Source organism: Immundisolibacter sp., assembly GCF_028696615.1.
In the GTDB taxonomy this organism is placed as follows: Bacteria; Pseudomonadota; Gammaproteobacteria; order Immundisolibacterales; family Immundisolibacteraceae; genus Immundisolibacter.
This window is the reverse complement of the sequence record NZ_JAQVGQ010000239.1, coordinates 1-3,667: the sequence shown is the minus strand read 5'-3', so window position 1 is coordinate 3,667 and position 3,667 is coordinate 1. Positions and strand designations below refer to the sequence as shown.

Sequence of the window (3,667 nt, the reverse complement as noted above, 5' to 3'; positions counted from 1 at the left end):
GGCACGCTGCCGTACGTGCTGACACTGGCGGCGGCCAGTTTCGTCTACATCGCCGTCGCCGACCTGATTCCAGACCTGCACCGGCGCCCGGAGCCGGCGGCCACCGCCTGGCAGGTGCTGCTGATCGGCGCCGGGGTCGCCACCATCGTGCTCAGTCACCTGGCGCTCGAACGCTGGGTGCACTGAGATGGGCGCTGACTTTATGGGGCGTTTCCGCCCGGGGCAGGGAGCCCCGTACTGAATCGATGGCGTAACCAATTGATTATAAGCGCTTGATTCAGGGAGCGCCGCGCGGGCCTGTACCGCGCGGCAGCCCGTCCCTAGCCCGGCTCGATTTCCCGTAAGTGCCGGCCGACCGCCAGCGCCGCGCCGGCCAGTCCCAGACCGCCGCCCAGCAGCAGCACGCCGACACTGCCCAAAAAGCCGGGGGTCGTGAGGCTGAGCGGTGAGCCGTACAGCCCGGCCAGCGTGCGCACCGGGCCGGCCAGGGCGAGGTGCACGCCGAGCAGCAACAGGGTTGCCACGACGCCGCCGGCCAGGCCCTGCAGCAGGCCCCAGTACAGAAACGGCCGGCGGATGAAGGCGTCGGTGCCGCCGATGAGCTTGGTGATCTCGATCTCGGCGCGGCGGTTGAAGATGGCCAGGCGAATGGTGTTGCCGGTGACCAGCACCACGCCGGTGCCGAGCAGGGCCGCGAACACCCACACCATGCGCCGGCCAAGTTCCAGCAGGGCGTTCAGGCGCCGCACCCACTCGAGGTCGGCCTGCACGTCGTCCACCTGCGGCAGGGCGCGCAGCCGGTCGGCGAGGCGGGCGAGCTTCGCCTCGTCGGCGCGGCCGGCGGGCGTCAGCACCAGCGCTGCCGGCAGCGGGTTGTCGCCGAGCAGGGCGAGCGCTTCGCCGAGGCCCGAGCTGCGTTCGAACTCGGCCAGCGCCTGGGCGCGGTCGATCAGCGTCACGCTGGCCTCGCCATCCAGCTCGCGGCGCAGCTTGCCGGCCAGTTCGGCGGCCTCGGCATCCGGCAGGTTGGTCTTGAGGTAGGCGGTCAGGCGCGCGTCGCCGTCCCAGCCGGCGGTGGCCTGCTGCAGTGTGGCAAGGCCCAGCAGCAGGCTCGCCGGCAGCGCCAGGCTCACGCCGATCACCAGCGCCGTCAGCAGCGTGTTGACGCGCTGGCGCCACAGCTGACCTAGGCTGCCGATCAGTGCCTGCAGGTGGCGTTCGAGGTAGCGTGGCACGGTTCAGGCGTCGCCGATCAGGCAGCCGGCGTGCAGGGTCAGCGTGCGGGCGTCCATTTCTTCGATCAGCGCGTGGTCGTGGCTGGCGATCAGCACCGCCACGCCGACCTGGTTGAAATCGCGAAACAGCCGCATCACCTCGCGCGACAGCTCGGGGTCGAGGTTGCCGGTCGGCTCGTCGGCCAGCAGCAGCGGCGGGCGCGCCACCAGCGCGCGGGCGATGCCGACGCGCTGCTGCTCGCCGCCGGACAGCGCCTGCGGCAGGCTGCGTTCCTTGCCGAGCAGGCCGACCTTGTCGAGCGCCGCGCGCACGCGCCGGCCGACCTCCGGCCCGCGATGGCCGGCCACCACCAGCGGCAGCGCCACGTTGTCGGCCACCGTCAGCTCCGGCAGCAGCTTGTGGTCCTGGAAGATCATGCCGATGCTGCGCCGGTAGTAGGGCAGCCGGCGGCGCGACAGTTTGGCGAGATTCTGGCCGTTGACCACGGCAAGGCCGCGGCTGGGCTTCTCGATGCCGGCGATCAGCTTCAGCAGCGTGCTCTTGCCGGCCCCTGAGTGGCCGGTGACGAAGGCCAGCTCGCCGGCCTGCAGCGTGAAGCTGATGTCCTTGAGCGCGTCGCTGCCGCCGGCGTAGCGTTTGCTGACGTGCTCGAAGCGGATCATGGCGCCTCGGCGGTCTCGTCGCGGCTGAGCAGCGCCTCGACGAACTCGCGCGCCACGAACGGGCGCAGGTCGTCCGCTTTCTCGCCGACGCCGAGGTAGCGGATCGGCAGGCGCAGCTGGCTGGCGATCGCCAGCACCACGCCGCCCTTGGCGGTGCCGTCGAGCTTGGTCAGCACCAGACCCGTGACGCCGATCGCCTGGTTGAACTGGCGCGCCTGGATGAGCGCGTTCTGGCCGTTGCCGGCGTCGAGCACCAGCAGCGTCTCGTGCGGGGCGCTGGGGTCGAAGCGGCCCATCACGCGGCGGATCTTGCGCAGCTCGTCCATCAGGCCGGCCTGGGTGTGCAGGCGTCCGGAGGTGTCGGCGATCACCACGTCGGCGCCGCGAGTTTTGGCCGCCTGCAGGGCGTCGAAGATCACCGCTGCCGGGTCGGCGCCCGGCTGCTGGGCGATCACCGGCACGCCCAGGCGTTCGCCCCACACCTTGAGCTGCTCCACCGCGGCGGCGCGAAACGTGTCGCCGGCGGCCAGCACCACCTGCTTGCCATCGTCGGTCAGACGCCGGGCGAGCTTGCCGATGGTGGTGGTCTTGCCGGCGCCGTTGACGCCGACCATGAGGATGACGTGCGGTTTGGCGGTGAACGCCGGCGCGGGCACCTCGCACGGCGCCAGCAGCGCCACCATGCGCTCCTTGAGTGCCTCGAGCACCGCGGCGCCGTCGGCCAGCTCGTGCCGGGCCAGGCGGGCGTTGAGATCGTCGACCAGCGTGGCGGTGGCCTCGACGCCGGCGTCGGCACTCAGCAGCAGGGTTTCGATTTCTTCGACGGTGAGGGCGTCGATGGCGCGCCGGCCGAGCAGCAGGTCGGCGATGCCGCCGCCCAGGCGTTCGCGGGTGCGCGCCAGACCCTGGCGCAGGCGGGCGAACAGGCCCGGGCGGGAATTCTCGGTCATGGGACGGGCTGCAACCGGGGCGGCGGATCGATGGTCGAAGGCCGCGTTATGCTAACACCGGCGTCGCGGCCGGCCCGCGGCGTCCCCACGCACAGGAGTCTTCCGGTGAAACGCATTTTGAGCGCCCTGCTGTTGCTGGCGGGGGCGCCGCTGCACGCGGCTGCCCCGTCGACGCCGACCACTCAGGAACAAACCCTCGGCAACGGCATGAAGGTCATCGTGCGTGAGGACCACCGCGCCCCGGTGGCGGTGACGCAGGTCTGGTACAAGGTCGGCAGCAGCTACGAGCCGGGCGGCCTCACCGGCGTGTCGCACGTGCTCGAGCACATGATGTTCAAGGGCACGGCGCGCCTGGGGCCGAACGAGTTCTCGCGCATCATCGCCGACAACGGCGGCGAGGAGAACGCCTTTACCGGCACCGACTACACGGCGTATTTCCAGACGCTCGCCGCCGACCGTATCGAGGTGAGCTTTCGCCTCGAAGCCGACCGCATGCGCAACCTGCGCCTGGACGGCGCCGAGTTCGCCAAGGAAATCGAGGTGGTCAAGGAGGAGCGCCGCCTGCGCACCGAGGACCAGCCGCAGGCGCTGCTGTACGAGCAGTTCAACGCCGTCGCCTTCCTGGCGCACCCGTACCGCAACCCGGTGATCGGCTGGGAGGACGACCTGGCCACGCTGACCGTGGACGATCTGAAGGACTGGTACCGGCGCTGGTACCAGCCCAGCAACGCCACGCTGGTGGTGGTCGGCGACGTCGACCCGGCGCGGGTGTTCTCGCTGGCGCGGCGCTATTTCGGCGGCCTGCCGGGCGGGCAGGTG

General features: G+C 71.1%; 3 protein-coding genes and 2 pseudogenes. 2 read left to right on the top strand and 3 right to left on the bottom strand.

The features are described 5' to 3' along the window. Positions 1–186: pseudogene (locus PHC73_RS12435) on the top strand (ZIP family metal transporter); the annotation flags it as partial. Between the two features lie 134 nt (positions 187–320). On the opposite strand, the gene ftsX reads toward PHC73_RS12435, so the two are convergent. From ftsX to ftsY, 3 genes and pseudogenes are all read right to left on the bottom strand, one after another. Further along, complete coding sequence (gene ftsX, locus PHC73_RS12430; protein WP_300128757.1) at positions 321–1,235, bottom strand: permease-like cell division protein FtsX; 915 nt, start codon at positions 1,233–1,235, stop codon at positions 321–323. 3 nt (positions 1,236–1,238) lie between these two features. Further along, positions 1,239–1,898: a cell division ATP-binding protein FtsE gene (gene ftsE, locus PHC73_RS12425; protein ID WP_300128754.1), complete on the bottom strand. Its 660-nt coding sequence runs from the start codon at positions 1,896–1,898 to the stop codon at positions 1,239–1,241. After that, positions 1,895–2,842, bottom strand: a pseudogene (ftsY, locus tag PHC73_RS12420) (signal recognition particle-docking protein FtsY); the annotation flags it as partial. The gene ftsE and the pseudogene ftsY, both read right to left, overlap by 4 nt. Positions 2,843–3,055: 213 nt before the next feature. Between ftsY and PHC73_RS12415 the strand changes: the two are divergent. Continuing rightward, the coding region (locus PHC73_RS12415) for a pitrilysin family protein (RefSeq protein ID WP_366949880.1) at positions 3,056–3,667 on the top strand (612 nt) is incomplete at its 3' end.